Raw genomic sequence first — 25,663 nt, forward strand, 5'->3', positions numbered from 1 at the left:
TCGCCTACTCGCCCGCCCCGCCCGCTCCTCCCTCTCCGCCCGCTCCCCCCTCTCCGCCCCTTCCGCCCGACGGGGAGCGCACGCCTCGGACGATCCCCAACAGCTCGCGGCGGGCGTCCGCGGGATCCCGACCGTCTGGGTACGCGTCCGCGTCGAGCGGGTAGGCGCCCCCGGCGAGGAGGTACTCGTCGGTCGCCCAGACCGCGAGCAGCGCCTCGACCGGGACCGCGTTGCCGGCGCCGCTCCCCGCGCCCTCGGCGTCGTCCGCGCCGTCGTCGCCGCCGACCTCACCGATCCGGCAGTCGCCGCGGAACGTCCACAGCGTCGCGCGCGAGGCGGTCGGATCGTCGATCGCGATCTCGCGGTCGCCGCGCCGCTCGACAGCCTCGACGTCGCGCTCGGCGAGCCGGTCGCGGAACCCCTCTCTGGCCCGCCGCTCGACGAGACGGGTGAGCGCGGCGTTCGGCGTCGTCTCCGGGCGGATCCGCAGGCGACTCGCGAAGCAGAACGGCCGCGGCGCCGGCGACTCGACCCGCTCGTACCGCACCGTGCTCGCGGTCACCGAGACCGGGCCGGCGGCGAACGGCCGGTCCGTCGCCTCGTCGACGCGTCGCCAGCCGCCGAGGCGGTCGGCGGGCACGACGGGCGGGTCCATGGTCGGCGTTCGCCGGCGAGGTAATTAAAAGCGGTCGCGGGCGGGAGAGCGCGGAGGTCGACGGGACGGAAGAGAGAGGCGTCGTCGTCGCGCGTCGGTCAGTGGTCGTCTTCGCGCCACTTGTGCTCGCAGTCCGTGCAGACGAAGAAGCGCGTCTCGGACTCGTCGGCCGAGCGGATCTGCTGCATGTACCAGTACGCGCGGTCGTTGCCGCACTCCGGGCAGTGGGCGGTCGTCTGCGGGAGCCCCTTGTCCTCCGCGTCGCTCACGTCGATGACCTCCGACTCGACCTGCGACTCGGTGGTCCACTCGTCGTCGGCGTCGTCCCGGCCGATCTCGTTGCCGCAGGAGTCGCACACCCAGTGGTCCTCGCCCTCGCCGGACTTCATCATCGAGCCGCACTCGTCGCAGAACTTCATGGCGGAACCAACCGCGGATCGTATATAAACGGCGGGATCGCGGGCGATCGGATCGGCGCCCGCCGCGCCGCGTCGGTGCGCGCGCTATTCGCCGCTGTCGGCGTGCTCGGCGAGCGCGAACCGGACGCGCTCCTCCTCGGCCCCCTTCGTCTCCCGGCCGGTAACGACGACCTCGCCGATCTCGGCGGTGTCGCCGACGTGGGTCCCGGCGCAGGCGGTGCGGTCGTAGGGGTCGGCGTCGGTCCCCGGACCCGCTTCGTCCGCGCCCGCCGCGCCGATCTCGACGATCCGAAGCTCCTCGATCGAGTCCGGGAGGAGGTCGATTCGGGTGCGTTCCGGATCGAGCGTCGCCTCCGCCTCCGCGCGGTCCATCGCGTAACTCGTCACGGGACGTTCGTCGGCGACGAGCTCGTTGAGCCGATCCTCGATCCGGTCGAGGTCGGCGTCGTCGAAGCGGTCGTACGCCGCGTCGAGGTGCGCGTGGTCGTCGTACAGCTGGTTCCCGGTGGTCTCCGCGTCGAATTCGTTTAAAAGCAGGGCGGAGAGCAGGTGCTGAGCGGTGTGGTACTTCGAGTGGGCCGCCCGGCGCGCCGCGTCGATCTCGCCGACGACGGCGGTACCGGGCTCGGGCGGCGAGGGGGCGTCTCCCTCGCCTCCCGCCGCGAGGGTGTGGTAGATGGTGTCTTTCTTCTGCACGTCGACCACGCGCCACCGCGGGTCGCCCTCCCCGTCCGCGGCGCGGAGCGTCCCCGTGTCGTGGGGCTGGCCGCCGCCCGTCGGGTAGAAGTGCGTCCGGTCGAGGACGACGCGGTCGTCGAGCGCGCGCTCGACGGTTGCCTCGAACGTCGTCACCGTGTCGTCTGCGAGGTACAGCTCCTCGGTCATGGCCGTACGGAGCGGCTCCGCCGGCTTAGGTGGTGCGCTCGGGGAGCGGCGGGCGCGGCGGGGGCGCGGCGGGCCGGACGAGCGCGGCGGGCCGCCGACGCCGCTCTCAGATACGATACTCGGACGTCGCTATTTATCCGTGCTCCCGGCGTACGTTCCCGTATGAAGCGTCCCGACCGCGCACAGAGCGAGGTGATCGGCGTCGTGCTCCTCTTGGGGCTCACGATCACCGCGGTCGGGATAACGGTCGGGCTCGGGTCGACCGCGCTCGCCGACGTCCAGTCTTCGGCCGACGTCCAGCGGATCGAGGGGACGATGACGCAGCTCGACTCGAAGGCCAGCCTCGTCGCGCACGGCGGGTCGACGAGCCAGCGCGTGCGGCTCGGCCCGGGGCGGAGCGCCGACGTGCGCGTCGACGACGACGCCGGGGTGATGCGCATCGAGGTCGAGGCGGAAAACGCGGCCGGCGACCTGGAGACCACGACGCGGAACGTCACGCTCGGGACGATCGTCTACGAGCGCGGCGACGACCGGGTCGCGTATCAGGGCGGCGGCGTCTGGCGGTCGAACGGCGACGGCTCGTGGATGGTTTCCCCGCCCGAGTTCCACTACCGCGGCGACACCCTCACGCTCCCGCTCGTGACGATCAACGGGACCGACGGGCGGCTTGGCGACGCGGCCGTCGTCACGGACGCCCCGGGCCACCCGGAGGGGCTGTTTCCTGCCGGGAACGTCTCGAACCCCCTGCTCGGCGGGAACGTGACGGTCACGGTCGAGAGCGAGTACGCGGAGGCGTGGGGGCGGTTCTTCGAGACCCGGACGCGGGCGAACGTCACGCAGGTCTCGCCGACGGAGGTCCGCGTCGCGCTCCGGACGGAGACGGTCCACCCGACGCTCAGCGCGAGCGTCTCATCGGTGGGGCGCTCTCGGCTCGACACGGGGGGGATCGACAGCCTGTACGCCGACAGCTACGACTCTAAAAACAATACTTCCTATCCCGGACGCGACAACGCGAGTAGTAATGCGGTGGTCCAGACCACCGGGGAGTTCCGTCTCACGGCCGGCGGGGGCGGTGGCACCGACATTATCACGATCCGCGGCGACCTCATCGCCGAGTCGTACAACATCCCGCCCGGCCAGGAGGACAAGCTGAACGTCACCGGCGAGCGGCGGACCGACGACTCGCTGAGTCCCGCAGACCCCATCTCGGGCGCCATAACCGAGCGGATGAACCGGATCCGCGACCAGGATCTCGAATCGAACACCGTCTCCGGGTTCGGACACGACAACGGATCCGTCAAAACCATCGACACGGACACCTACGTGAACGGCGACATCACGGTCTCTGACGGCAGCACGCTCCGGATCGAGGACGGAGCGACCCTCCACGTCGACGGAGGGCTCAACGTGAGCGAGGACGGCAGCGAAGTCGAGTTCGACGGTGCGGGCGGCGACGTCACGGTTCTCGTCGAGGGCGGCTTCTCGATGCGAGATCAGTCGACCCTCCGCGCCCGAGGCGGGAGCAGCAGCGACCTGTTCGTCGACGGCGCGGTCGAGATACGGAACGACGCGTCGGTCACGGCGGCCACCGGCACCCGCTTCGAGCTGTACAACACCGGCAACATCGACGTGACGGATACGGCGCAAATCGCCGCCGACGACGACGTGACAAAGAACCTGTGGCTGTACTCGAGCGGGGACGACATCTACTTCGCGGGCAAACAGACAGACGGGATCGACTTCGCGGGCGTCATGTACGCGCCGACGAGCGACGTGACGCTTGACGATAATATGACGTTCAAAGGATCGTTCACCTCCGGGAGCTTCGATTTCGACGACGCCGACCTCAGCCTCCACTACGACGAGTCGCTCAAGGACGCCAAGCCGTTCGGGGGGGCTTCCGTTCCCGTGGTGAGTCACCTACACGTCTCCCGCCACGGCGTGACGATCGAGGACGACTAGCCCGAACGAATCGGTCGAACGAGGCCGCTCGCGGGGCGACCGTCAGCGCTGCAACCCGACGACGCGAACGACCTCGCGCACGTACACCAGGTCGTCGTGAGACAGCTCCGCCACCGCGACCCCGTCGGCGTCGGCGGGCGTCGCGTCTTCGAACCCGTCGGTGCGCTCGAAGTAGCGCGCCCACGCGTCCGGATGGTCCGTCTCCACCCAGAGGTACAGCGTCTCGCCGCTCGCGGCGTCGAACCGCTCGGTCTCCGAGTCGACGTTGGGGCCTTCGACCGCGGTGATCTGGACGGTACCCTCCCCAGTGACGCTCTCCTCTCCGCCGCCGCGGACCAGCGCCACGATCGGTACCGTGGTCCGGTTCTCCGCGGCGACGAATCGGGGCTCCGAGAGCATCACCGACCCGTCACCGTCGCCGCGGACGAGCGCGCCGGCCTCGTACGCGATCGTCGTGTCGCCCTCCTCGTACGCGATCGTCTTGGACGTCCACTCGGCCAGGGTCCCGTTCGCGACCTCACTGGCGTTGCTGGTGTTCGCGAGGACGAACCGCGACTCGGTGGACGTCGACAGCGTGCCGCCGGCCAGCCGGATCTCCGTCGCCCGATTGGGGTCGCCGTACCGCTGGACGTCTCGGAGATTGTCGTCGAGCACGTCGAACGCGCGCTCGACGTTGGCGACGCGCTCGGCCTCCCGGCGGTCCTCCACGCCGGTGATCCCGACAGCGAACACCGTGCCGATCGTGATCGTGATCAGCGAGAACACGAGGATGTAGCCGACGACGTCGCTCACGCCGCGGTCGTCGCCGACGAGCGAGGAGACGCCGCCGACGGAGACGGTCTGGCTCCGCTCCCGCCCGCTCATCGCTCTCTCACCTCCAGCCGGCCGACGGAGCTGTTGTACCGGAATCGGATCGGGCCCCCCCGGACGCGAGACGGCTCGACTGACAGGTTCGCGACGTGCGGGATCTCGGCGACCGCCTCGGGGTCGTCGGTCCGCAGCGTCACCGACTCGTTGTCGACTGCGATCCGATACGTGCGACCGGCGATCCTGTCGGGCAGGTCGACGTCGACCGAGACGTTCGCGGCGTCGGCGTCGTCCGGGCGGTCGACTTCCGCCGCGCGAGCGAGCCGATCCGCGCTCTCGAGGTTCGCGACGGCGGTCTGCCCGACCACGGCGAGGTCGCCCCTGACGACGCGCTCCGTCTGCGAGTCGACGACGCCGCCGATCCCGATGACGATCCCGGAGAGCAGCACCGCGCCGATCGCGAGCGTCAGCACGTAGCCGACGGCGACGCTGACGGCGCGCTCGTCGCCGCGGAGGCGACCGCGACCGTCGCCGCCCGGGCGCTCACGCATCGGGCTCACCCGGGGCGACCCGAACCGTCGTCTCGAACCGGAGCTCCGCGGTCCGGTAGCGGAGGTCGATCTCCGCGTCGTACACCGCCGGCGACGACGTCAGGTCAGATCCGACGGCGTCCCCCGAGTCGGGGCGCACGGTCGCGGTCACCGTCCCGTTCGCCTTGTCCGTCCGCTCGAGGGTCACGTCGTAGGGGGTGCCCAGCTCCCCGGCGCTCGTTGCCCAGAGCCCCGGACAGCGCTCGTCGCCGAGCGTCCCGCCGGTCAGGTCGACGGCGACGCGGTCGGCGGTCGGCGTCGAGCAGACGACGGTCGGGGCGCTCCCGTTCTGGCCGACGGCGACGGTGACGTTGTCTCCGGTGCCGTTGTACACGTACACCTCCCGCGTCTCGTTGACGCCGTCGTCGAACTCGATATAAAATGCGTCGTCCGGCGCCCCGGACGCGTCGGTCGACGAGAGGTTGGTGGAGTCGACCTCCAGGACAAACCCGCGCGTCCGATTGACGCCGGCGGCGAGCGTCGCGTTCGCGTCGCCGGTGCCGTTCGCGGTGAGGTTCCCCGTCACGTAGCGGCCGGCGCGGATCGACGAGGGGTCGCCCGAGACGCGGGTCACGCCGCCCCGATCGGCGTACGCACGGGCGAGGTACTCGTCGAGATCGGCGATCCCCTCCTCGACCGCCGCCGTGGCTTCGGAGTGGTTCGCGGGGCGGTTCCGGTTGGTGCCGTCGATCAGCTTCCCGGTCTCCTCGACGGCGGCGGCGCGGACCTCCAGCGCCTCCCCGTCGGCGGCCTCGATCCCGCGGGTCGCGACGTTCTCGCTGTAGATGCTCGCGTTCAACAGCACCACGAGCGCCACGAGCGAGACGGCCACGACGAGTCCGGATATCAACAGGAGCTGACCGCGGTCCGCGTCGCGGAACCGCCGGTCGCCGCGCGGACCGTCGCCGTCGGACGCTCCGGGGATCACAGCTGCCATACGACGATGCGCACCTCCATTCGGTCGTATATCGCGCCGACGGCGGCGTCGGCCGCGTAGAACTCGCCCGGCTCCGACCCGTTCGAGAGCGCCCGGAGCGTCGTGTTCCCGTGTCCCGGTGCGGTCAGGTTCGCGTCGTCGGTCAGGACGACCGTGCGCGTCGCCGTCACGGCGTTGTCGCTCGGCGATCCCATGTCCACCAGCGTCGTCTCGTCGCCGTTGTCCGAGCCGTGTCGGATGTGAACGTTGAACGCGATCCGTCGCTCTCCAAAGGTCGCGTTCAGCGCCTCGCCGAACGCGTTCGGCGGGCCGCCGGCCGTGAAGTAACTCGGGCTCCGGCCGTCGGTGAACGTCTCGTTCACCGGGTCCCAGCGGAGCAGGGCGTCCTCGAGGTCGCCGTTCGCCGCGCTCGTCTCCAGCAGGTCGTCCGCGACCGCGCGCTGCTGGTTCTCCAGGTGCTGGTTCGACGTGCTGGCCGACAGCGGGGTCACCGCGGTCGCCTGCAGCGCGAAGGTGAGCCCGGCGACGATCAGGATCGCCGCCGCGAACGCCTCTAGGGTGTGCGCCTGCGCGCGGTCCTCGCTCGGGGGCATCGTCACCACACCCACACCGTGAGCCGGTACTGCGTCCCCTCGATCGAGACGAGCCGCTGCGAGACGCTGACGCCGCCGCGGTCGAGGCGGACCGGATCTCTTGTGCTGCGGCGCAGCTTGACCGGGTGCGTCCCGTACCGCGTGTCGATCGAGACGGTCGAGGCGTTCCCGATCGGGTCCGATGCCCCCATCGCGTGGACGACGACGAGCACCTCGTCGTCGATCCCGAACGCCGCGGCCGTGTCGTTCGCGACCCCGGCCGGGCAGCCGGCCGCGTCGGCGAGGGTGGCGTTGCCTTCGTCGCCGTCGAAGTAGGCGACCGTGCACGCGGGGGACAACACCCCGGGCTCGGTCGGCGAGGCGGCGAGCAGGTCACCGGCGATCCCCGCGGCGATACGGTCGCTGACGACCGGAGAAGCGGTCGCGGCGCCGGCGAAGGGGTCGAACACCGTCGGGATGAACGCGATCACGAACCCGAGCGTCAGCAGGAACACGCCCGCGCCGACGGCGAAGTCGATCGGGGTCTGGGCGCGGTCGCTCGCGGAGCGGCGGTCGGCGCCGATCGCCCGCCGCTCACCCGACATAGATCCACACCCCCAGCGCGAGCGTCATCAGGACCACCGCGAACTTGACGCCGGAGATGATGTCCGCGTTCCGGATGTAGCCGCTGATGAAGCCGGAGAGCACCGCCTGTAGGGTCACGGCGTGGAAGAACAGCATCGAGAGCACCGAGGGGTCGATGCCGCCGCCCCCGCCGAAGCCGGCGCCGGCGCCCGCGCCTCCGGCCGACTCCCCCTGCGACGAGAGGTCGCCCATCACGTCGATGAACTGGGTCTGGAGGATCGCCATCACGCCCAGCAGCGTGACGTACGTCATCACGATGATCGCCACCTGCATCCGGGTCCGGGAGATCCGCTCGCGCTCGATGTCGTCCTGGTTCTCCGAGGCCTGCGCCGCCGTGGTCAACACGTCCGTGATCTGCGAGGAGGCCTCCTGCGCCTCCGAGATGAGCTTCACCGTCCGGGCGAGCCGCGGGACCGCGTACTTGTTGTTGAACTCGACCATGGCGTCCCGGAGGCTCATCCCGTAGTTCACCTTCGCGTGGATCACCTCGAACTCCTCGGCGAGCTGGCCGGTCGACGTCTCCGAGACCGTCTGGACCGATTCGAGCAGGGTCTGCCCGGTGTCGTTCGCCGAGGAGAGCTTCCGGAGGCTCTCGGAGAGCTTGCCCGTGATCGCCCGCTTCGAGCGCTGGCTCCACTCGTGGAAGACCGCGAGCGGGACCAACACGAGGTACGCCGGGAGGTAGATCCAGACGAACGCCGACCAGACGGGGCGGTCGACCCACCCGTCGAACGTGGTCGGCGCGTTGCCGGTGAGCGCCGCGATAGCGACGATCGCGACCGCGGCCGGCACGGTCAGCGCCAGCGTGTACAGCGGGTTGTCGCGCAGGAAATGGTGGGGCGCCGAGACGATCTGCTTCGTCTTGTACGTCCCCTCCCGGTCGCGGATCCGGTCGAAGACGCCGAACCGCCCGACGAATCCCTCGATCAGTCCGAAATGGAGCAGCCCCTCTTGGCTCGTCTGTCTGAGGCGCTCGCTGCCGCCGTCGGGGTGGAGGTAGCCGTCGCCGGGCTCGTCTTGTTTGACGGTCGAGACGAGCACGAGGAAACCGACGCCCGTCAGCGGGATCAGGACGTACACCGTCGCGTACAGCAGGAAGTCGTCCGACTCTCCCATCATCCCCATGATGACGAGGATGATGATGAGAAGCAGGGGGAAAAGCGAGAGCGTCATGTACATCTCGCCGAACAGCTCCAGCGTCTCCAGGGTCATCTCGCGCTCCTGTTTCGACGTGCGGAGGTGTTTCTCCTTTTTGTCCTTCAGGAAGCTCTCCATGTCGCCGCCGGAGTTGACGATAGAGAGCATGTCGGCGAGGAACTGCGAGAGCTCGTCCGACGGCGTCTCCATCGACTGCTGGCGGATCGCGTTCCGGTAGTCGGTGCCGAAGTACTCCGTCTCGTTGACGATGCTCTGGAACTCGCGGGAGACCTCTCCGTAGGTGTCCTCCGCCGTCGCCATCGCGCGGAGGATCTCGAGCTGGTTGAGCCCCCCGACGGAGAGGGCGTACATGAACGAGACTGAGTCCGCGAGCAGGAGATTGATCTCGCGCTTCCGCGAGGACGCCCGCGAGTAGGGGACCGCGACGAGGGCGCCGAATCCCAGCGCGAACCCGATCGAGCCGAAGACGAGCCCGCTAATCAGCACCGCGGTCGGCACGACGAGCGACCGCAACAGGTCCCGGATCGCCGGCGTGGGCGCCGGCATGCCGAGCGACAGCGCGCTCGGGTCGATCAGCCCGAGCGAGAACACGCCGTAGCCGATCAGCGTGCCCAGCGCCCAGAGGAGCCCGCCGACGAGCAGCCCGACGCCCAGCGCCCGGGAAACGTACATCTCCACTTGGTCCGGCATCCGGGCCTCCGCGAGCTTGCGCTCGACGTCCCCGACGAAGTCGCCGTCGGGGTCGAACAGCAGCTCGAAGACGGGGTAGAACAGCTCCGCGAGGACGTCGGCGTCGGCGGACCCGTCGCCGACCCCCGTGTCGAGGCTCACGCGGACCACCTCCTCGGGGACACGGCGCTACCGCTCCTCCGGGGACTCGACCGTGCCGAACCCCCAGTCGTCGATGTCGTCGTCCTCGTCGTCCCCCTCGTCGTCGTCCCCGCTCGCTTCGTCATCGTTGTCCCCCTCGCTAGCCTCATCGGGCTCGTCCACGTCGCCCACATCGCCCTCGCCCACGTCGCCCTCGTCATCTTCCACGTCGCCCTCGCTCGCGTCCGAGTCCTCGCCGTCGGGACCGGCTCCGGCATCGCTCCCGGAATCGTCGGTTCCGGGGGCGCCGAACCCCGGTTCGTCAAGCTGGGAGTCGTCGGGAAGCGCGTCGGCGCCGACCCTATCAGCGGGAGCGACCGCAGGCGTATCGGTCTCCTCGTCGGCCGGGTCCAACACGTCGATCCCCTCGTCGAACGGTTCGTCGAAGTCAATCGCTCCGTCCTCCGCGTCCGCGTCGGCGGCCTCACTCGGTGCCTCCGACCCGTTTGCGCCCACCGAGTCGTCTGCGTTCGGCGTTCGATCGGTCGGACCGACCCTCGGGTCGCTGTCGACCGGGGTCGCGTCGGCCACTCCCTCGAAGCTGTCGTGACGAACCGGTTCCGACGACGAGGGATCGGGGTCGGGGGAGGGAGGCTCGGCCTCGGCGCCCGCGTCGCTGTCCGTCACGTCGTCTCCCGTTACGCCGTCTCCCGTTACGCCGTCGTCAGTCACGGCTCCGTCCGTTGCGCTGTCGGTCTCTGCGTCGTCCCTGTCCGCGCCGGTGTCGGGGCGCTCCGGGCCGAGCGCATCGGGGTGGAGCGCGGCCGCCTCGCGGGCCGTCTCTTCGAGCGTCTCGTGGTCCCCGTCCGGCGACGCCTCGACGTCGACGGCGGGGGCCACGTCGAGCAGCGCGTCGGCGACGGAGTCGGGCATCCGACCCCGGTACTCCGCGAACAGGTCCTCGGCCTCGTCGAGGATCTGCTCGACCTCCTCCCGGCCCGCCTCGTCCGGGTCCGGTCGGGGCACCATCTCCTCCTTGTCGCGGTCGACGTTGATGAGGACGGACTCCATCTCCCGGAGGTCCTCCAGCGAGCGCTCCAGCCCCTCGTTGGCCATCAGCGCGAGCACCGTCTCGGGGTCGTTGATGAACGCCTGAAACGTCGCGGCCACCTGCGCGTAGCTGTTGAGCCCGCGGTCGATGAGATACGCCAACACGACCCGGCGCTTCCGGAGCTCCTCGTTCAGCGTCTCGCGGCTCCATCCGCGGTCGAACATGATGTCCTCGAGGGTGTTGGAGTCGCCCATCTGGAGGAACTCGTCCGTCTCCGCCTGCCACTGGAACACGTCTTGGACGTTGATCTCGTCGTTCTCGGCGTCGTAGTGGTTGATCTCGGTCAGCGACTTGTTCCGGCGCACCTTCTTCCCCTGCACCCGGGTCGACGTCTGGACGGAGACTAAATCGAGGGCCGTGAACATCGTCTTCGAGACGTTGATCGGCTCCGTGGTGAACCGCTTGAGCACCTCGCCGACCGTGTCGGCGTGGAACGTCGTGTACGTGGTGTGGCCCGTCGACATCACCTGAAAGGCGGTCCGGCCCTCCTCCCCGCGGATCTCGCCCATCACGATGTAGTCCGGGCGCTGGCGGAGCGCGGCCTCCAGCAGGTCGAACTCGTCGATGTCGCCCTTGTCGTCGTCGGAGAAGGAGGGGCGGGTGACGGAGGCGATCCAGTTGCGCTGGGGGAGCTCGACCTCGCGGGTGTCCTCGATGGAGACGATCTTCGCGTTCGAGGGGATAAAGAGGGAGACCGCGTTCAGGCTCGTCGTCTTCCCGGAGGCGGTGCCGCCCGCGAAGATCAGGCTCTTGTGGTTCTCGATGGAGAGCCACAGGAAGGCCATCTCGTCGAGCGAGAACGTCTTCCAGTTGATCAGGTCGATCGGGGTGAAGGGGACGTCGTTGAACTGCCGAATGGTGTAGTTGGTCCCGTGGTCCGACACCTCGCGGCCGAGCGTGAGCTGGGCGCGGGAGCCGTCCGGGAGCGTGGCGTCCACCTGCGGGCGCCGCTTCGAGATCCCCTTCCCGGAGCGCTGCGCGAGCTTCACCACGAAGTCGTCGAGCTCGTCGGTCTCGTGGTAGACGTTGGTGATGATCTGCTCGTAGTCGGAGTGGTAGACGAAGACGGGGGAGTTGTACCCGTCACAGGAGATGTCTTCCACGTTGATGTCGTACTTGATCGGGTCGATCCGCTCGTAACCGATGAAGTCCCGCTTGAGGTAGTACAGCAGCTTCTCGACCTGATGGTCCGACAGCGTCTCCGGATCTTCGGCCATCACCGCCGGCTCGGGCCTGGCGAGTATCTTGCTCGGCGTCGACTCCGACTCCGACGCCGTCGGGGGCTCGTAGCCGAGCGACTCCGTGATTCGGGCGGCGATCCCCTCCGTGACGTCGAACCCGAACCGGTCGACCGCTTCGTCGACGAGGTCGTCGATCACCCCGCGGTCGCCCGCCTCGCGCTCGTAGAGATCGTACCGGTCGAGCAGGGTGAGCGCCTCGTCGACGATGACGTCCTTGCGGAACTCCTCGTCGCCCCCCGCGATCGCCTCGTCGGCGTACTTGATCGAGGTCCGGAGCTTCCCCGTCAGGAACTCGACGAGGTCCGTCTCGATCTCGGTGCGGTACGGCTGGACCGCGTAGTACTTCACCTCGTTCTCCTTCGTCGAGCGGAACACGATGACGAACGCGTACGGCTTGTTCACCCAGTAGCGCTCGATCTCGCGGAAGTGGGTCTTCTTCGGCATCGGCACCGCCTTCTCCAGGTCGTAGCGATTCGCGAGCGTGGTGTCGCCCGCGGCCGTCGAGAAGAACTCGTCCTCATCGACCTCGGGGTTCACGTTCACCGTCCGCTCGTCGACCAGATCGGCGAGCTCCTCGGCGGCGGTCCCGCCGGCCCCCAACAGCTCCTCGGTCCGGTCGGGGTCGAACCCCAGCGCCTCAGTCTTGTCCTCGTGGGTGAATTCGAGCGGCACCTCTTCCCCCTCTTCGTTCACCTCGGTCGGCGGGTTCCCGTCCTCGTCGAGGAAGTACTCGTCGCGGTAGTCGTCCCACGTGTAGTAGCCCTTCAGAACCGGCACTGAGTAGAGGTCGTACCGCGCCGAACAGCGGTCCCAGAGGACGTCGCCGACGGCCGCGGCGGCCCGGACTCGGTACCCCGTCTCCGACGGGTCGAACCCGAGGAACTCGCTCGGATCGACGTCGACGCGCGCCCATTCCTCGGGGGTCGGCGCGCGTCTCGGGACCATCTCGACGTCGGCGGCGGCGACGGCGACCGTCCCGGTCACGCCGCCGAGACCGACCGCGAGTTCGCCCCCATCGTCGTCCCCGTCGCTGTCTCCGTCTCCGTCGCTGTCTCCGTCCTCGTCGTCACCGCCGACCGCGTCTTCCGGATCCCCCTCGTACTCCGCCTCGCCTTCCTCGCCCGTCGAGTCCGGTTCGGACTCGGGTTCGGGTTCGGACTCCTGTTCGGAGTCGAACGGCCCGGAGTCCACCACCGCCGTCGACGTCCCGTCGGGGACGACGGCGTCGCCGCTGAGCACGACGTGGCCGTCGCCGACCACGAGCGTCCCCGCGTCCGGCGTCCCGTGCCCGGAGACCGGCGTGTCGCCGTCGGCGACGAACGGCTCGTCGACGCCGGAGGCGCGGAGCACGCGATCGGTCCCGTCTTCGGCGTGCGCGGCGACGGCGCTCGCCGGGACTACCGGCTCCTCGCCGACGTCTGCGTACAGCGCCGCCGCGGCGTCGGCCCGGCCGCGGTCGGTCAGGAACGCCCGCCACGAGTAGCGCCCCCTCGTTACGGGCGCGTCGGACGCTGACGCCGCTCCGGCCGCCTCGCCGGGCGACTGCGGCGAACGCTCGGCGTCCTCGGTTGCCATGACTGCGTCAACGCCGCGACCGTTGAAAAAGGTGTCTCGCAAAACACCGGCTCTGATAATCGCCCGCTGGGAGGCGGTTTTTATACCTCGCGGTCGAAGCGACCGGCGTGACGCGCCCCGACGACGCCTCGGCGCTCCGCTCGCTCGGTCGGCTCAGGCGGCCGGCCGTCCGGCGTCGCGTCCGCGCGGCGATCGCCGAGGAGCTGCTCGGTACGTCCCGCAGCCTCGGCGTCGTGCTCGCGTTCGTCGCGTTCATGCTCGCGGTGGGTGTCGGCTACTACGTCCCGACCGCCGGCGACGTGCCGGTCCCGCTGTGGCCGCTGTACGCGGACTCGGCGGTCGCGGTCGCGCTCGGCGGCGCCGTCCTGCTGACGCTCGTCCCGACGGTTCGGACCGACGGGAGCGCGGTCGCCGACGCGCCGACGTCGAGGCCGCTGGCGTACCTCCAGACGCTCGCGTTCGTCTGGCTGATCACGTTCGGCCTCTGGCCGCTGGTCTCGCTGAACCTCGCCTTCTCCCAGTACGTGGCGGCCCCCAACGCCTGGATCTACTACTGGGGCGTGCTCGGCACGCACCTCTGTTTCGTCGGGCTCGCGCTGCTGTTCCCGGTGTTCGGTCGGACGACGCGCGGCGCGCTCGCCGTCGCCGCCGCCGTCGCCGTCGGCAACGTCGCCCTCGATTACGGACTCGGCTACCACCCGCCCCTCTTATATGAGCCCGGACCCCTGCTGGCGGGCGCGACGCTCGCGATCGCCGGGTTCGCGGTGTGGCTCGCGTGGCGGTCGTTCCCGCGGCTCGGCGAGGGCGACTGAGCGGGGGGCGTCCTCGAGGGATCAACGAGTCACCGATAGCCGATGCGGAACCTCGACGCCGCCGGCAGGTTCCGACACGCGTCGGACATCATACTATTCCAGAGTTGTCAAATTCACAGGTGAGCGCGTCGGTACTGTCGTCACAGGGGCCACACGGCGCCGTTACGGTAACGTATCGGGAAAATATAAGATCCGAGCGGAACTGGGGCCGAATATGTCGCTTGTAGAGGCTTTCAACAGAGTCGAATTTGGACACGGACCCTCGCTGGTCACCCGGCCGATCCGTTCGGTTTGTCGACCGACCACGCCGCGTCACAGTGATTCGCTAGAGCCATTGCCATCTGAAACCGTGTATCACGATGACTGCCACTACCCCAAAAACGGCCAGAGCCAGCATATAGATGATCATGATGACCCCCATTTGTTTTGTTGTCATCTCGCCTTCAAACATATTCAAAATTTTCATGAATATACATAGGATCCTAACTTAATAAATCATTATAAGTACGTATTTCTGCCAGTTGGCCGGAGTTATTCCGGTGAATCAGCCGGCAACGTACGCGACTACTTCGGGGCTACCTGGCAGTGTATCTGATCGGTAGCCTGTCAATTTGTGCGCTTCAGCACCCGGCTGTTGCAGACCAGAACCGGTCTGGGAGGGGGCTGAACAGAGCCAACTAAATGAAAACGGGCACGGCGGGATCCACGCGAGCGAACGCGGTGAGCGAGCGTGGAGCCAGTCGCGCCCGTGACTGAGCGAAGCGAAGGAACGGGCGCGACGGGATTCGAACCCGCGATCGAGAGGTTAGGAACCTCTCGCCCTGTCCGCTAGGCCACGCGCCCAACGCGGTTGGAGAAAACGTCGCAGCGGGGATCGGTCGGCGTCGCGGAACCGGATTACGCGCTCGTCTCTTTCTCGGTTTCGAGGTCTTCGAGTTCCTCGTCGTCGGTCGAATCCGTGCTGACGGACGAGTCGTCCTCGTCGCCGTCCTGCATCTGTTTCAGTTCGTCTTCGACCTCCTCGCGTCCCTTCTTGAACTCGCCCATCGCCTGGCCGGTCGACCGGGCGAGCTTCGGAATCTTGTTCGCCCCGAACAGGAGAACCAGCACGAGCAGGATAATGAGGAGCTCCGGACCCGCCGGGATGCCGCCGATCAGTGGAATCGCACTTATCATCTCTATCCCGGAGTAGCCCTCTTGCGACTATAGTCTTTTTGCCTCGGTTGGCCGACGGCGGGTCGCCGTTGGCCGGGCAACGCCCCCGGAACCCCGCCGTATCGGGAACGCCACCGATAGACGCCGAAACTGTGATACGCCCGCGGCGCAAGCGGTGGGTATGACAGCCGTCGGCGACGACGCCCCCGACTTCACCGCCTCGCTCGTGGACGACGATATCGAACCGTTCCGGCTGGCCGACCACCTCGGCGACGAGCCCGTGGTGCTCGCCTTCTTCCCGGCCGCGTTCTCGAACACCTGCACCGACGAGATGGAGGCGCTCCGCGACGGATTCGACCGCGACGACTGCACGCTGTTCGGCGTGAGCACCGACCTCCCGCACGCGCTCGCGGCCTACCGGTCGCAGTACGAGCTCCCGTTCTCGCTCGTCGCCGACACCGAACACCGCGCGATCGAGGCGTACGACGTCATCGAGTCGTTCGAGGACTACGGCGTCGACACGGTCGCGCAGCGGGCCGTCTTCGTGATCGACGGTGACGGCGTCGTGACGTACCGCTGGCTCGCGGAGCACTCGGGCCAGGAGCCGGAGTACGACGCGCTGGCTGACGCGGTCGCCGAGGCGGCCGCGTAGGCCGCGCGCGAACGGGTCCCGCCCCCGAACGGATCACTCCCGCGAATCCCTCGAACCCGACCCTCAGGCCGCGTCGCGGAGGTCGTCTAGGGACTCCGGGTTCTCCATCGAGGAGAGGTCGCCGGGATCCTCACCCTTATAAACCGACTCGATCGCGCGGCGGATGATCTTCCCGGACTGCGTCTTCGGGAAGGCGTCGACGAACAGCAGCTCGCGCGGCCGGAACGGCTTCCCGTGCTCGTCGCCGACGACCGCCCGCAGCTCCTCGCGGAGCTCGTCGCTCGGCTCGACGCCCGGTTCGAGGACGACGTACGCGACCACCGCGGTACCGGTGGTGTCGTCGGGGACGCCCACCGCGGCCGCCTGGTTGACGGCGTCGTGATCGATGAGCACGCCTTCGATCTCGGCCGGGCCAACCTTCCGGCCGGCGACGTTTAACGCGTCGTCGGCGCGACCGTGGAGGAACCAGAATCCGTCGGCGTCCTTCTGGGCGAAGTCGCCGTGGTCCCAGAGGTCGTCCCACGTCGACCAGTACTCCTCGAGGTAGCGCTCGTCGCCGGACCACAGCGACTTCGTCATCGACGGGCAGGAGTCGCGCGCGACGAGATAGCCGCGCTCGCCCGCCTCCTTCACCGACTCGCCGCTCTCGTCGACGATGTCGATGTCCATCCCGAGCCCCGGTCCCCCGAGCGTGCAGGGTTTCAGCGGTTGGTTCGGCATCGGCATCAGGAAGCAGCCGCAGATCTCGGTGCCGCCGGAGATGTTGATTATCGGGCAGTCGCCGCCGCCGATCGCGTCGTAGAACCACCGCCACGACTCGGGGTCCCACGGCTCTCCGGTGGAGCCGAGGATCCGGAGCGAGGAGAGGTCGTGCCCCTCCACCCACTCGTCCCCGTGCTTGCGGAGCGCGCGGATCGCCGTCGGCGAGATGCCGAACTGCGTGATTCCGTGTCGGTCGATCAGCTCCCAGAAGCGGTCGGGCTCGGGGTGGTCGGGCGCACCCTCGTACATCACCACCGTCCCGCCGAACGCGTGGTTCCCGATCAGCGTCCACGGCCCCATCATCCAACCGATGTCGGAGACCCAGAAGAACCGGTCGGCGGGCTTCTGGTCGAAGCCGAAGTGGATCTCCTTGGCGCACTGTGTGAGAACGCCCGCGTGGGTGTGGACGATCCCCTTCGGCTCGCCCGTCGTCCCCGAGGAGTACAGCAGCATGGACTCCTGGTCGCTGGGGAGCCGCTTCGTCTCGTAGTCGGTCGATCGCGACGCGATCGCCTCCTCCCAGGTAACGTCTCGCTCCGGGTCCCACGGGACGGGGTCGTCCGAGTCACCGTCGGGAGTGGCGCCCAGCCGGTCGTACACCACCGCGTGTTCGACGTGGCCCGCGTTCGCGATCGCCTCGTCGGCCGTCGCCTTCAGCCGGACCTCGCTGCCCCGGCGGTAGAAGCCGTCGCCCGTGAAGAGGACCGACGGCTCGGCGTCGGCGATCCGGGTCGCCGTCGCCTCGGTGCCGAACCCGGAGAAGATCGGCACCGCGATCGCGCCCACTTTCAGGCAGCCGTAGAGGATCGAGACGACCTCGGGCACCATCGGCATGTACAGCGCCACCGTGTCCCCGGTCCCGACGCCGACGGACTCCAGGTAGTTGGCGACGCGGTTCGTCTGCCGGGCCAGCTCGTGGAAGGTTATTTCGCGGACGTCGCCGGGCTCCCCCTCCCAGATCAGCGCGACTCGGTTGCGGTTCGGCGAGTCGACCGCGGCGTGTCTGTCGACAACGTTGTGCGCGACGTTGATCTCGCCGCCGGGGTACCAGTCGGTGAACTGCGGGCCGTCGCTGTCGTCACCGGACTGCGTCCGGTTGCCCGCGGAGCTCCGATCCGCGCTGTCGCGGACCGCGTCGTACTCGATATAAAAATCGATGTCGAGGTAGTCGACGATCTCGTCCCAGAACCAGTCGACGCCGGAGGCCGGCTCGCCCGGGACCTCCGAGGTGGTGCGTTCGATCAGCGCCTCGTAGTCGTCGATGTCGTACTCGCGCATGAACGCGGCGACGTTCGTCGACTCGGCGAACGCCGCGCTCGGCTCGTGTACGACCTCGTCTATCCCCTCGTACTCGTCCATCTCGTTCGGCCGTTTTCGCGGTATCCGTAAGTAATTTTCCTGAACGTTCCGCTACCGCGGGTCGACGCACTCCCCGGCGACCGCGACGTTCTCCCCGTCGACGGCGACGGTCCCGTCGTAGCGGGCGCAGACCCCCGCGTCCCAGGCAAGCCGGCCCTCCCAGTCGGCGCCCGTGACCGCGACTTCGTGGCGATCGGCCGTCCCGACCGCCACGTCGAACGCTCGGGCGACGCCGGGGTCGATCCGCTCGCTCGCCTCCTCGTGCGTCGTCCCGTCGTCGCTTTGGACGACCACGTCGACGTCGACGGGGTCGGCGCCGTCGTTCCGGACCGTCAGGTCGAGCCGGCCGGGCTCAGGTTCTCCCACTCCGAGACAGCCCGCGACCGCTCCCGTCATCGCGCTCGCGGTCGCCGCGGCGAGGACGCTGCGTCGATTCATGGGGTCGTCTCGTCGCCGCGGGACTTGAATCCCGCAGACGCGACCGTCCGGCTCGGTACGGTCCGCTGGGTCGATGCGGGTCTCTGGGTCGATACAGGCTTTTATAAAAGCGGTCGGGGCCCGTCCGGACGCCGGCCCCGCCGGGCGCGTCTACTCGGCGTCGGTCGGGAGGTCGTCGTCGGTCGAGAGGTCGGCGTCGGTCGAGAGGTCGGCGTCGGCATCGCCTTCGTCCGCGGCGGTCTTCTCGTCACCGGCCCCATCGTCGGCGTACGCCGCCTCGGGGACGATGTCGACGGAGGCGACCTCGTCGTCCGCCTCGAGGTTCATCACGATGACGCCCTTCGTGTTGCGGCTCACCGTCGAGATCTCCTCGACGCGGGTCCGCATGATCTGGCCGTCGCCGCTCATCGCGACCAGGTGGTCGCCGTAGGTGACCGCCTCGATGGCGACCGCCTCGCCGTTGCGGTCGCCGGTCTTGATGTCGATCAGCCCCTTCCCGTTGCGAGACTGCAGGCGGTACTCGTCGAGGTCGGAGCGCTTCCCGTAGCCGTTCTCCGTGACGGTGAGCACCCAGTTGTGGTACTCGTCGTCGATGGCGGCCACGCCGGCGACGGCGTCGCCCTCGCGGAGGTCGATCCCGATCACGCCCCGGGCGGTCCGGCCCATCGCGCGCGCCTCCGACTCGTCGAAGCGGATCGCCATCCCGTTCCGGCTCCCGATGACGATGTCGCGGTCGCCGTCGGTCACCTCGACGTCGACGAGCTCGTCGCCGTCCTCCAGCCGGATCGCGCGGATCCCCGTCGACCTGATGTTGCCGAACTCGTCGACGGCGGTCCGCTTGATGTACCCGTCGCGGGTGACCATCGTGAGGAACTCGTCGTCGTCGAGATCCTCCGTGTTCACCACCGCCTCGATCTCCTCGCCGCCGTCCAGATCGAGGAGGTTGACCGCGGACTTCCCGCGGGCGGTCCGGGACATCTCCGGGATCTCGTACGTCTTCAGCTCGTAGATCTGCCCGCGGTTGGTGAAGACGAGCAGGTAGTCGTGGGAGTTGGCGGCGAAGACGGAGGAGACGCGGTCCCCGTCCTTGAGGCCGGTGCCGATGATCCCCTTGCCGCCGCGGTTCTGCGCTCGGAACGTGTCCAGCGGCATCCGCTTGATGTAGTCGTCCTCGGTCATCACGACGACGCACTCCTCCTCCGGGATGAGGTCCTCGTGGGTGACGTTGCCGACGTCCTCGATGAAGCTCGTGCGGCGCTCGTCGCCGTACTCGTCTTTCATCTCTTGCAGCTCGTCGACGATCACGGCGTCGAGCTCGTCGGGGTCGTCGAGGACCGTCTCCAGCCGCTCGATCCGAGCGGTGACGTCCTCGTACTCGGACTCGATCTCCTGGGTCTCCATCGAGGTGAGCGACCCGAGCTGCATCCGGACGATGTGGGCCGCCTGCGCCTCGCTGAACTCGTACTCGGCCTCGAGCGCCGCCTTCGCGGCGTCGCGGTCGTCGGAGTTCTGGATGGTCTCGACCACGTCGTCGACCTGTTCGAGCGCTTTCAGCCTGCCCTCGAGGATGTGCGCGCGGTCCTCCCGCTCCGCGAGCTCGTGCTCGGAGCGCCGGCGCACGACCTCTCGGCGGTGCTCGACGTAGTGACGGAGCGTCTCTTTTAAGTCGAGCACCTGCGGCGAGCCGTCGACCAGCGCGAGGTTGATGACGCCGAAGGTGCGCTCGAGGTGGCTCTCTAACAGCTGGTTCTTGACGACCTCCGCCATCGCGTCGCGCTTGAGTTCGATGACGATGCGCATCCCGTCGCGGTCGGACTCGTCGCGGAGGTCGCGAATGCCCTCGATCGCGCCCTCGTTGACGTCCTCGGCGATCCGCTCGACGAGCCGGGACTTGTTCTGCTGGAAGGGGAGCTCGCTTATGACGATCCGGCCCTCCTCCTCGTCGACCTCGAACTCGGCGCGGACGCGGACGCGACCGCGGCCCGTCTTGTACGCCTCGTGGACCGCGTTGCGGCCGACGATGTTCGCGCCGGTCGGGAAGTCCGGCCCCTTGACGTGCTCCATCAGGTCCTCGACGGTCGCGTCGGGGTTCTCGATCAGCTCGACCGTCGCGTCGACGACCTCGCCGAGGTTGTGCGGCGGGATGTTGGTCGACATCCCCACCGCGATCCCGGAGGAGCCGTTGACGAGCAGGTGCGGCACCGCCGAGGGCAACACCTCCGGCTCCTCCAGGCGGTCGTCGTAGTTGGAGGTGAAGTCGACGGTGTCGCGTTCGATGTCGGCCAACAGCTCCTCGGCGATGGGGGCCATCCGGGCCTCCGTGTACCGCATCGCGGCCGGCGGGTCGCCGTCGACGGAGCCGAAGTTCCCCTGTCCGTCGACGAGTGGGTACCGCATCGAGAAGTCCTGGGCCATCCGCGCGAGCGTGTCGTAGATGGCGCTGTCGCCGTGCGGGTGGTAGTCCCCCATCGTCTCGCCGACGATGGAGGAGGACTTCCGGTGCGAGGAGTTGCTCGTGACGCCCGCCTCGTGCATCGCGTAGAGGATGCGCCGGTGGACGGGCTTGAGCCCGTCGCGCACGTCGGGGAGCGCGCGGCCCGCGATGACCGACATCGCGTAGTCGATGTACGACTGCTCCATCTCGTCCTCGATGCGGGCGTTCGTCACCTGCGCGGCGCGGACGTCGTTCGGGTCGGCGTCGGGGATGTCCGAGCTCATATGTCCACCCACTCAGCCTCGGTCGCGTGCTCCTTGATGAACTGCTTCCGCGGCTCGACCGCGTCGCCCATCAGCACGTTGAACATGCGGTCGGCGGCGGCCGCGTCATCGATGTTGATCTGCTTGAGGATACGGTTTTCCGGGTCCATCGTCGTGTCCCACAGCTGGTCGGGGTTCATCTCGCCGAGCCCCTTGAACCGCTGGACCTGGTCCGGGTTCCCGTCGCACTCCTCCTCGACGATCCGGTCGCGCTCCGCTTCCGTCATCGCGTCGTACGTCTCGCCGCGATAGCGGACGCGATAGAGGGGCGGTTGGGCCGCGTACACGTAGCCCGCCTCCAGCAGGGGCTTCATGTGGCGGTATAAGAGGGTCAAGAGGAGGGTCCGGATGTGTGCGCCGTCGACGTCGGCGTCAGTCATCAGGATGATCTTGTTGTACCGGGCGTCCTCGATGTCGAACTCCTCGCCGATCCCCGCGCCGATCGCGGTGATCAGCGCGCGGATCTCGTCGTTCTCCAGGATGCGGTCGAGCCGGTGTTTCTCGACGTTGAGGATCTTCCCTTTAAGCGGAAGAATCGCCTGATTCTCGCGGTTCCGGCCCTGCTTCGCCGAGCCGCCGGCGGAGTCGCCCTCGACCACGAACAGCTCCGCCTCCGTGGGGTCGCGGGTCTGGCAGTCGGCGAGCTTGCCGGGCAGCGCCGTCGACTCCAGCGCGGACTTCCGGCGCGTGAGCTCCTCGGCCTTCTTCGCGGCCTTGCGCGCCCGGGCGGCCTCCGCGGCCTTGTGGACGACCTTCCGGGCGGTGTCGGGGTTCTCCTCGAAGAACGTGCCGAGCTTCTCGTGGGTCGCGGACTCGACGATGCCGCGGACCTCGCTGTTGCCGAGCTTCGTCTTCGTCTGCCCCTCGAACTGCGGGTCGGGGTGTTTCACGGAGATGACCGCCGTGAGCCCCTCGCGGACGTCCTCGCCCTTGAGGTTCGCGTCGAGGTCGTCGACGAGGCCGTGCTCGTTGGCGTAGTCGTTGACGGTCCGCGTCAGGGCGGTCTTGAACCCGGTGAGGTGGGTGCCCCCCTCGCGGGTGTTGATGTTGTTCGCGAACGCGTGGACGGAGCCCTGCAGCTCCTCGGTCGCCTGCATCGCGACCTCGACGTGGATGTCCTCGTCCTCGTCCGCGAAGTAGATGACGTCCTCGTGGATGGGCGTCCGCGTCTCGTTGAGGTAGCCGACGAACTCGCGGATGCCGCCGTCGTAGAGGAACGTCTGCTCGTCGCCCGCGTCGTCGGCGTCGCCGTCCGCGTCGCGCTCGTCGGCGAGCGTGATGGCGACCCCGGAGTTGAGGAAGGCCAGCTCGCGCAGGCGGTTGGCGAGCGTCGAGAACTCGAACTCGTTCGTCTCGAAGATCTCGCCGTCGGGCCAGAAGCGGATGTACGTCCCGGTGTCCTCGCCCTCGTCCATGTCGCGGACGCGCTCGAACCCGTCCTCGACCGGCTCGCCGCGGGCGAACTCGTGGCGGTAGACGCCGCCGTCGCGTTTGACCTCGACCTCCAGCCGCTCGGAGAGGGCGTTGACGACGCTGACGCCGACGCCGTGGAGCCCGCCGGAGACCTGGTAGGACTTCGAGTCGAACTTCCCGCCGGCGTGGAGGACGGTCATGATCACTTCGAGCGCCGGCCGGTCGTACTTCTCGTGGGTGTCGACCGGGATCCCGCGCCCGTCGTCGCTGACGCTGACGGAGCCGTCCCCGTGGATGGTGACCGTGATGTCGTCGCAGTATCCCGCGAGGGCCTCGTCGATGGAGTTGTCGACGACCTCGTAGACGAGATGGTGTAACCCTCGACCGTCCGTGGACCCGATATACATCGCCGGACGTTTACGGACGGCCTGCAGGCCCTCGAGGACCTGGATCTGGCCGGCTCCGTATTCACTCTGCTCTGGCATAGAACTTGACTGATTTAGTCAGTGCCGGCTTATAAACCCGGCGCACGCGCACGCGGGCGTGAGGACGCCGAAAGAATTGGTCGGGGGCGTCGGCTTCCGCCCGGCTTCCCTCCCGACCGAATCCCGAGTTATCCTCGCCGTCGGTCAGCCGAGCTCCCCGTCCCGGCGCCCATCGAGGAACGCCCGGGCGCGCTCGACGACCGACGCGCGGAATCGGACGGGGTCGACCCCGGCGGGGTCGGCCTCCCCCTCCCCGAACTGAAGGCGAGTCTCCCTGGCGACCGCCTCGACGGTCCGGTCCGCGAGGGCGTCGACCGTCGCCGGCTCGCCGCGCCGTTCGAGGGCGGCGACGATCCGTTCGAACCGCTCGCGTCCGGCGTGGATCGAGGCGAGGTCGTCGGGGTCGGTCGGATCGCCGGTCCCGGCGTCGGCCGGATCGTCGCCGTCCGCGCGATCGCCGTCCCCGTCGTCACCGCCGTCTCCCGCCTCTCTCGCGATCTTCCCGCGGCCGCCTCGCTTGTTCCGGACGACGACGCCCGCGGCCGGGCCGTCTCGCCACGCCGACGCTGGGACGGCGTATCCGTCGGGATCGAAGTCGCGGGCGTTCACCTCGCGCGCCACCGCGTTGACCGGGGCGAGCCCGACCCCTTGGAAGATCGCGACGGCGGCGTCGGGCGGTCGGAACGCCCCCTCGACCGTCTCGTCGTCGGTTCCGTCGTCCGCCCCCGTCCACACGTCGGTTCCGAGGAACGGCGGAATGCGTTCCCAGTCGTAATCGGTCCCGCGGCGGTGGGTCGCGACGCCGAGGAACGTCACTCCGGCGGGGTCGGCGACGGCCTCCCGAAGCGCCTCCCGGTCGAACCGGCTCCGGACGCGTCGGACCGCGGGCCGGAGCGCGAGCGGCACGGCGTCGAGGTCGGCGTACGTCGCTTCCGGACCCCCGAACCGGAGGAGCCCGGACTCGTCCATCGAGAAGCGGAGGCCCGTTCCGTCGATCAGTTCGAGGAGCCAGAGGTGGCCCTCGAGGAGGTCGTCGGGCGCCTCCGGAGCGTCGAGGTCGGGGAGCGGCGGGAACTGGCGCATGGTGTCGCGGTCGGGTGACCGGATCGGAGGCTCCGACCCGCAGCGGGTTGGCTCTTGGGGAGTCGGCACTGGTCACCCGACGAACCCCCGACTCCCACAGTTACAAGCGGCCGCCGGCCGTAGCGTCGCGCGATGCTACCGATCGCGGACGCCTTCGAGCACGGCTACCGGGGCTGCGAGATCCTGTACGGACGCGGTCGCGCGAGCGAGCTGAGCGCGGTCCTCGCCGACCGGGGACTCGGCGACGCGCTCGTCGTCTGCGGCTCCAACGTCGGCGCCAACGACGACCTGATGGACCCGATCCGCGAGGGGCTCGGCGACCGGCTCGCCGGCGTCTTCGACGGCACGACCCCCGACAAGCGCGTCGAAACGGCGTACGACCTCCTGGATAAGCGCGCCGAGGTCGGCGCGGACGCCCTCGTCGCGGTCGGCGGCGGCAGCAGCCTCGACGTCGCCCGACAGGCGGCGATGCTCGACGTCGACGGCCGCGACCTGACCGAGCTCCGCGACGACGCGGCCGAGGGCCCCGACGCGCTCGGGTCGCTCGCGCCCGGGAGCGACCCCTCGCTGCCGGTCGTCGTGATCCCGACGACGTTCGCCGGCGCGGACCTGTCGACGGGCGGCTCGTTAGAGGTGCTGCCGGCCGACGAGTCGCCCACGGGCCAGCCGCTGACCGTCAGCGGCGACGGGCCGATGCCGGTCGTCGATCTCGCCGACCCGGCGCTGTTCGAGACGACCCCGGAGTCGGTGCTCGCGGGGTCGGCGATGAACGGCTTCGACAAGGGGATCGAGACGCCGTACGCGAGCGACGCCACTCCCGTCAGCGACGCGAGCGCGGTCCACGGGCTGCGGCTCCTCGCGGACGCGCTCCCGCGGGTGGCGGGGGACCGACCGGGGAGCGAGGCCGCGACGGACCGGGCGGTGGTCGGCGCGCTGCTCGTCCAGCTCGACCGCAAGATATCGGTGATCCACGCGTTCGGCCACGGCTTCGCGCGCCGCTACGACGTCCAGCAGGGCGACGTCCACGCGGTCGTCGCCCCGCACGTCCTCGCGTACCTCTTCGACGAGGTCGACGCGAGCCGGCGGGCGCTCGCGGCCGGGCTCGGCGTCGACGTCGACGGGCGCGACGACGACGCGATCGCGGAGGACGTCGTCGACGCTGTCGCCGCGGTCCGCGACGACCTCCCCGTCCCGTCGCGCCTCCGAGACGTTCCGGCGACCGAGGAGGGAGACCTGCCCGCGATCGCCGAGTACGTCGTCGACGACTGGTGTATGGACCGGGCGCCCGAGGGCCTCGACACGACGCCGGAGGCGATCGAGGGCGTGCTGCGCGCGGCGTGGTGACCGGGCGGCCGGTGCGGTGTCAGCGGTCTTCTCCGC

General features: G+C 69.1%; 20 protein-coding genes and 1 tRNA gene. 4 read left to right on the forward strand and 17 right to left on the reverse strand.

Annotated elements, in window-relative coordinates:
• Nucleotides 1-4: 4 nt before the first annotated feature.
• The 3 genes from Hrr1229_RS02185 to Hrr1229_RS02195 all read right to left on the reverse strand — a co-directional run bounded on the left by Hrr1229_RS02185 (nt 5) and on the right by Hrr1229_RS02195 (nt 1,959).
• Nucleotides 5-655, reverse strand: coding sequence for a hypothetical protein (locus Hrr1229_RS02185; protein WP_255212552.1), 651 nt, complete (start codon nt 653-655; stop codon nt 5-7).
• Between the two features lie 98 nt (nt 656-753).
• Complete coding sequence (locus Hrr1229_RS02190) at nt 754-1,074, reverse strand: transcription factor S (RefSeq protein ID WP_123114408.1); 321 nt, start codon at nt 1,072-1,074, stop codon at nt 754-756.
• A gap of 84 nt (nt 1,075-1,158) precedes the next feature.
• A complete protein-coding gene (locus tag Hrr1229_RS02195) occupies nt 1,159-1,959 on the reverse strand; it encodes an alanyl-tRNA editing protein (protein WP_123114407.1) in 801 nt (266 codons plus the stop codon).
• Between the two features lie 162 nt (nt 1,960-2,121).
• Between Hrr1229_RS02195 and Hrr1229_RS02200 the strand changes: the two genes are divergently transcribed.
• Nucleotides 2,122-3,921 (forward strand): archaellin/type IV pilin N-terminal domain-containing protein, encoded by a 1,800-nt coding sequence (locus Hrr1229_RS02200; protein WP_123114406.1) that lies wholly within the window; start codon nt 2,122-2,124, stop codon nt 3,919-3,921.
• A 42-nt stretch (nt 3,922-3,963) separates the two neighbouring features.
• Here Hrr1229_RS02200 and Hrr1229_RS02205 read toward each other — a convergent pair whose 3' ends face one another.
• Genes Hrr1229_RS02205 through Hrr1229_RS02235 form a run of 7 tightly spaced genes read right to left on the reverse strand, consistent with a single transcriptional unit; the run spans nt 3,964 to nt 13,367 of the window.
• The gene (locus tag Hrr1229_RS02205) at nt 3,964-4,785 is read right to left on the reverse strand and encodes a hypothetical protein (RefSeq protein WP_123114405.1); all 822 of its coding nucleotides are present in this window, start codon (nt 4,783-4,785) and stop codon (nt 3,964-3,966) included.
• Nucleotides 4,782-5,279 (reverse strand): hypothetical protein, encoded by a 498-nt coding sequence (locus Hrr1229_RS02210; protein WP_123114404.1) that lies wholly within the window; start codon nt 5,277-5,279, stop codon nt 4,782-4,784. Before Hrr1229_RS02210 ends, Hrr1229_RS02205 begins: the two co-directional genes overlap by 4 nt.
• Nucleotides 5,272-6,255: a hypothetical protein gene (locus Hrr1229_RS02215; protein ID WP_123114403.1), complete on the reverse strand. Its 984-nt coding sequence runs from the start codon at nt 6,253-6,255 to the stop codon at nt 5,272-5,274. Before Hrr1229_RS02215 ends, Hrr1229_RS02210 begins: the two co-directional genes overlap by 8 nt.
• Nucleotides 6,243-6,848, reverse strand: a complete 606-nt coding sequence (locus Hrr1229_RS02220) for a hypothetical protein (protein ID WP_123114402.1) — start codon at nt 6,846-6,848, stop codon at nt 6,243-6,245. Before Hrr1229_RS02220 ends, Hrr1229_RS02215 begins: the two co-directional genes overlap by 13 nt.
• A 2-nt stretch (nt 6,849-6,850) precedes the next feature.
• Nucleotides 6,851-7,432 carry a hypothetical protein gene (locus Hrr1229_RS02225; protein ID WP_123114401.1) on the reverse strand — a complete coding sequence of 194 codons (582 nt, stop codon included), beginning with the start codon at nt 7,430-7,432 and terminating at the stop codon, nt 6,851-6,853.
• Nucleotides 7,422-9,461 carry a type II secretion system F family protein gene (locus Hrr1229_RS02230; protein WP_123114943.1) on the reverse strand — a complete coding sequence of 680 codons (2,040 nt, stop codon included), beginning with the start codon at nt 9,459-9,461 and terminating at the stop codon, nt 7,422-7,424. The genes Hrr1229_RS02225 and Hrr1229_RS02230 overlap by 11 nt, the downstream gene beginning before the upstream one ends.
• Before the next feature lie 27 nt (nt 9,462-9,488).
• On the reverse strand, nt 9,489-13,367 hold the full coding sequence (locus Hrr1229_RS02235) for an ATPase, T2SS/T4P/T4SS family (RefSeq protein ID WP_123114400.1): 3,879 nt from the start codon (nt 13,365-13,367) through the stop codon (nt 9,489-9,491).
• 107 nt (nt 13,368-13,474) lie between these two features.
• On the opposite strand from Hrr1229_RS02235, the gene Hrr1229_RS02240 reads away from it, so the two are divergent.
• Nucleotides 13,475-14,179 (forward strand): DUF1405 domain-containing protein, encoded by a 705-nt coding sequence (locus tag Hrr1229_RS02240; protein ID WP_123114399.1) that lies wholly within the window; start codon nt 13,475-13,477, stop codon nt 14,177-14,179.
• 770 nt (nt 14,180-14,949) lie between these two features.
• Here the strand turns inward: Hrr1229_RS02240 and Hrr1229_RS02245 are convergent.
• Nucleotides 14,950-15,022: transfer RNA gene (locus tag Hrr1229_RS02245), tRNA-Arg, on the reverse strand.
• Between the two features lie 54 nt (nt 15,023-15,076).
• On the reverse strand, nt 15,077-15,355 hold the full coding sequence (gene tatA, locus Hrr1229_RS02250) for a twin-arginine translocase TatA/TatE family subunit (protein WP_123114398.1): 279 nt from the start codon (nt 15,353-15,355) through the stop codon (nt 15,077-15,079).
• 160 nt (nt 15,356-15,515) lie between these two features.
• Here tatA and Hrr1229_RS02255 point away from each other — a divergent pair, with 160 nt between their 5' ends.
• On the forward strand, nt 15,516-15,986 hold the full coding sequence (locus tag Hrr1229_RS02255) for a redoxin domain-containing protein (RefSeq protein WP_123114397.1): 471 nt from the start codon (nt 15,516-15,518) through the stop codon (nt 15,984-15,986).
• Between the two features lie 63 nt (nt 15,987-16,049).
• On the opposite strand, the gene Hrr1229_RS02260 is transcribed toward Hrr1229_RS02255, so the two are convergent.
• The 5 genes from Hrr1229_RS02260 to Hrr1229_RS02280 all read right to left on the reverse strand — a co-directional run bounded on the left by Hrr1229_RS02260 (nt 16,050) and on the right by Hrr1229_RS02280 (nt 24,283).
• Entirely contained in the window at nt 16,050-18,107 is a 2,058-nt protein-coding gene (locus Hrr1229_RS02260) for an AMP-binding protein (RefSeq protein ID WP_123114396.1), read from the reverse strand.
• 51 nt (nt 18,108-18,158) lie between these two features.
• Nucleotides 18,159-18,545, reverse strand: a complete 387-nt coding sequence (locus tag Hrr1229_RS02265; RefSeq protein WP_123114395.1) for a hypothetical protein — start codon at nt 18,543-18,545, stop codon at nt 18,159-18,161.
• 150 nt (nt 18,546-18,695) lie between these two features.
• Complete coding sequence (gene gyrA / locus Hrr1229_RS02270) at nt 18,696-21,263, reverse strand: DNA gyrase subunit A (protein WP_123114394.1); 2,568 nt, start codon at nt 21,261-21,263, stop codon at nt 18,696-18,698.
• Complete coding sequence (gene gyrB, locus Hrr1229_RS02275) at nt 21,260-23,200, reverse strand: DNA topoisomerase (ATP-hydrolyzing) subunit B (RefSeq protein WP_123114393.1); 1,941 nt, start codon at nt 23,198-23,200, stop codon at nt 21,260-21,262. Before gyrB ends, gyrA begins: the two co-directional genes overlap by 4 nt.
• A gap of 144 nt (nt 23,201-23,344) precedes the next feature.
• On the reverse strand, nt 23,345-24,283 hold the full coding sequence (locus tag Hrr1229_RS02280) for a hypothetical protein (protein ID WP_123114392.1): 939 nt from the start codon (nt 24,281-24,283) through the stop codon (nt 23,345-23,347).
• Nucleotides 24,284-24,415: 132 nt separating this feature from the next.
• Here Hrr1229_RS02280 and Hrr1229_RS02285 point away from each other — a divergent pair, with 132 nt between their 5' ends.
• Entirely contained in the window at nt 24,416-25,627 is a 1,212-nt protein-coding gene (locus Hrr1229_RS02285) for an iron-containing alcohol dehydrogenase family protein (protein WP_123114391.1), read from the forward strand.
• Nucleotides 25,628-25,663 lie beyond the last annotated feature (36 nt).

The organism is Halorubrum sp. CBA1229 (assembly GCF_003721435.2).
In the GTDB taxonomy this organism is placed as follows: Archaea; Halobacteriota; Halobacteria; order Halobacteriales; family Haloferacaceae; genus Halorubrum.

Excerpts from the sequence above, each read along its gene's own strand:
- Hrr1229_RS02235 (WP_123114400.1), bottom strand. The coding sequence starts at position 13,367 with ATGGCAACCGAGGACGCCGAGCGTTCGCCGCAGTCGCCCGGCGAGGCG.
- Hrr1229_RS02220 (WP_123114402.1), bottom strand. The coding sequence starts at position 6,848 with ATGCCCCCGAGCGAGGACCGCGCGCAGGCGCACACCCTAGAGGCGTTC.
- gyrA (WP_123114394.1), bottom strand. The coding sequence starts at position 21,263 with ATGAGCTCGGACATCCCCGACGCCGACCCGAACGACGTCCGCGCCGCG.
- Hrr1229_RS02225 (WP_123114401.1), bottom strand. The coding sequence starts at position 7,432 with ATGTCGGGTGAGCGGCGGGCGATCGGCGCCGACCGCCGCTCCGCGAGC.
- Hrr1229_RS02185 (WP_255212552.1), bottom strand. The coding sequence starts at position 655 with ATGGACCCGCCCGTCGTGCCCGCCGACCGCCTCGGCGGCTGGCGACGC.
- Hrr1229_RS02260 (WP_123114396.1), bottom strand. The coding sequence starts at position 18,107 with ATGGACGAGTACGAGGGGATAGACGAGGTCGTACACGAGCCGAGCGCG.
- Hrr1229_RS02200 (WP_123114406.1), top strand. The coding sequence starts at position 2,122 with ATGAAGCGTCCCGACCGCGCACAGAGCGAGGTGATCGGCGTCGTGCTC.
- Hrr1229_RS02265 (WP_123114395.1), bottom strand. The coding sequence starts at position 18,545 with ATGAATCGACGCAGCGTCCTCGCCGCGGCGACCGCGAGCGCGATGACG.
- Hrr1229_RS02210 (WP_123114404.1), bottom strand. The coding sequence starts at position 5,279 with ATGCGTGAGCGCCCGGGCGGCGACGGTCGCGGTCGCCTCCGCGGCGAC.
- Hrr1229_RS02285 (WP_123114391.1), top strand. The coding sequence starts at position 24,416 with ATGCTACCGATCGCGGACGCCTTCGAGCACGGCTACCGGGGCTGCGAG.
- Hrr1229_RS02215 (WP_123114403.1), bottom strand. The coding sequence starts at position 6,255 with ATGGCAGCTGTGATCCCCGGAGCGTCCGACGGCGACGGTCCGCGCGGC.
- Hrr1229_RS02205 (WP_123114405.1), bottom strand. The coding sequence starts at position 4,785 with ATGAGCGGGCGGGAGCGGAGCCAGACCGTCTCCGTCGGCGGCGTCTCC.
- Hrr1229_RS02190 (WP_123114408.1), bottom strand. The coding sequence starts at position 1,074 with ATGAAGTTCTGCGACGAGTGCGGCTCGATGATGAAGTCCGGCGAGGGC.
- Hrr1229_RS02280 (WP_123114392.1), bottom strand. The coding sequence starts at position 24,283 with ATGCGCCAGTTCCCGCCGCTCCCCGACCTCGACGCTCCGGAGGCGCCC.
- Hrr1229_RS02255 (WP_123114397.1), top strand. The coding sequence starts at position 15,516 with ATGACAGCCGTCGGCGACGACGCCCCCGACTTCACCGCCTCGCTCGTG.
- tatA (WP_123114398.1), bottom strand. The coding sequence starts at position 15,355 with ATGATAAGTGCGATTCCACTGATCGGCGGCATCCCGGCGGGTCCGGAG.
- Hrr1229_RS02195 (WP_123114407.1), bottom strand. The coding sequence starts at position 1,959 with ATGACCGAGGAGCTGTACCTCGCAGACGACACGGTGACGACGTTCGAG.
- gyrB (WP_123114393.1), bottom strand. The coding sequence starts at position 23,200 with ATGCCAGAGCAGAGTGAATACGGAGCCGGCCAGATCCAGGTCCTCGAG.